Here is a 1849-nt window from a genome sequence, read left to right on the forward strand (position 1 = left end):
GAGTAAGTTCTGTGCCGTTGACCCAAATTCGGCCCTTCTGATGAGTCTCCAGCTGATTGATACAGCGGATGAGCGTGGATTTGCCTGAACCCGATGGTCCACACACCACGATGCGTTCCCCGGCTTGCACCCGGAGATCCACTTCGCGGAGGACTTGAAAAGAGCCGTACCATTTGGATACGCGTTCCATTCGAACGGCTTCGTTGTTCGGGCACATCGCGTTGAGCGATTCAGTCGAACTATGTAGATAGTTTAGCATGGGCCTGAGCACTCCCGTGGCTTAGTGGGCTGGCGCGATAACCCCAAGACGCCGCTCCAGCAGATTGACAAGGGCAACGGCGAAAAGGGCCAGAATGAGGAAGATAATGCCGACCACGAACATCGGCTCGGCATAGCGGTAGGTATCAGAAGCGACGTCCATAGCGCTGCCAAGCATTTCCGGCACTGCAATGACCGACAGGTACGGTGTCGATTTCAGAATCGAGACCGAGTACGCGCCCAGCGGAGCCGCAACGTTGCGCAGCATTTGCGGTGCCAGCACGAAGAATACGGTGTCGAACCAATTCAACCCTAGGCTTTTCGCGGCTTCTCCTTGACCGGAGGGAACGGCATCGATCCCCGCTTTGAACACTTCTGCGAGATAGCCGGAAAAATATATGCTCAGGCCGGCAACCCCTACGAACAGGGCGGGAAGTACAATCCCATAAAACGGAAGCACGAAAAAAAGGAAATACAGCTGGACAAGCGCCGGTGTGGAACGGATGGCATCGACGATGAACTGGACTACCGGGCGCATCCAGCGGTGGGAGCGCCTTAGCATTTCCCATAGAAAACCTATTAACAGCGCTCCAATGAAGCTTAACACGGCAACCAGAAGCGTATTGCCCAGGCCTTCGATGATGCGGGGGACGCTGTTGATGGCAAAGGCGATATCGAAGTTCATGCCGGGCTCCCTAGCGTCTTGTCTTTAGACCGTTCCAAGTGCCGCCCCAGGATCGTGATTGGGTAGCAGAGGATCAGATATGCGAGGAGAAGACCCGAATAAATTCCGACCGGATTGTACTCCAGCTGCGACAGTTGTTTCGCACGAAACGTCATGTCGGTAAGCGTAATCAGAGATACTAAGGCTGTCCCTTTGATGAGCTGGATGGCTTGATTGACGAAGGTCGGGATCATGGCGGAAATTGCCTGGGGAAGTTCGACCAGGCGCAGGACCTCGAGCCGAGTCAGGCCAAGCGCGAGACCGGCTTCGCGCTGTCCCCGATCAAGAGCCTGCAGCGCTGCGCGCACGGACTGGCTGCCATAGCCGCCTATGTTAAGGCCCAGCACCATCGAGCCAACTGTAATACCGGAGAGATAGATACCGAATGCGGGAAGGGAGTAGTAAAACGCGTACAGCAGGACAATGACAGAAGAGCTGCGCCAGAACTCGATAATTGCCGTAATAAACCAGCGTGTTGGGCCGGTTGCGAAGTGCTGAAGCACCCCTGCGACAAGTGCGAAGGGGATTGCGTAAATCAGACCCAGCAGGGTAACAGTAGCCGTGACACCGAAGCCCTGAAAAATGCCCACCATGATGTCAAGAAAACTCATGCACCAAGCTCCCTCTCCAACCGCCGCTCGCGTTTTAACGGAGGAGCCACACGCACTCTGTCAACGGTTAGTCGAATGCTTTCGGCTAGTGCACCGAACTGCAAAGTTACCGCTATCATGGATAGACAGATCCTCAATCGCCGGAGATGGACGGGGGGCAGTAGAGGTCCACTGTGCCGTTTACGCGTGCCGGCTCCTCCCGGGACGTGTCGCACCAGTCATGAACGCCCATCCAGGTTGACATTACCATAAAACC

Annotated in this window: 3 protein-coding genes; all 3 read right to left on the bottom strand. The window is 55.5% G+C overall.

Annotation, left to right across the window (positions count from 1 at the left end; translation table 11 throughout):
- A partial coding sequence (locus EOA60_RS31180) for an ATP-binding cassette domain-containing protein (protein WP_245502656.1) occupies positions 1–217 on the bottom strand: 217 nt, incomplete at its 3' end.
- A 63-nt stretch (positions 218–280) separates the two neighbouring features.
- Entirely contained in the window at positions 281–943 is a 663-nt protein-coding gene (locus EOA60_RS31185) for an amino acid ABC transporter permease (protein ID WP_128312494.1), read from the bottom strand.
- A complete protein-coding gene (locus tag EOA60_RS31190) occupies positions 940–1593 on the bottom strand; it encodes an amino acid ABC transporter permease (protein WP_128312495.1) in 654 nt (217 codons plus the stop codon). Before EOA60_RS31190 ends, EOA60_RS31185 begins: the two co-directional genes overlap by 4 nt.
- Positions 1594–1849 lie beyond the last annotated feature (256 nt).

The sequence above is a fragment of the Mesorhizobium sp. M1A.F.Ca.IN.020.06.1.1 genome, from assembly GCF_004023265.1.
Lineage (GTDB): Bacteria > Pseudomonadota > Alphaproteobacteria > Rhizobiales > Rhizobiaceae > Mesorhizobium.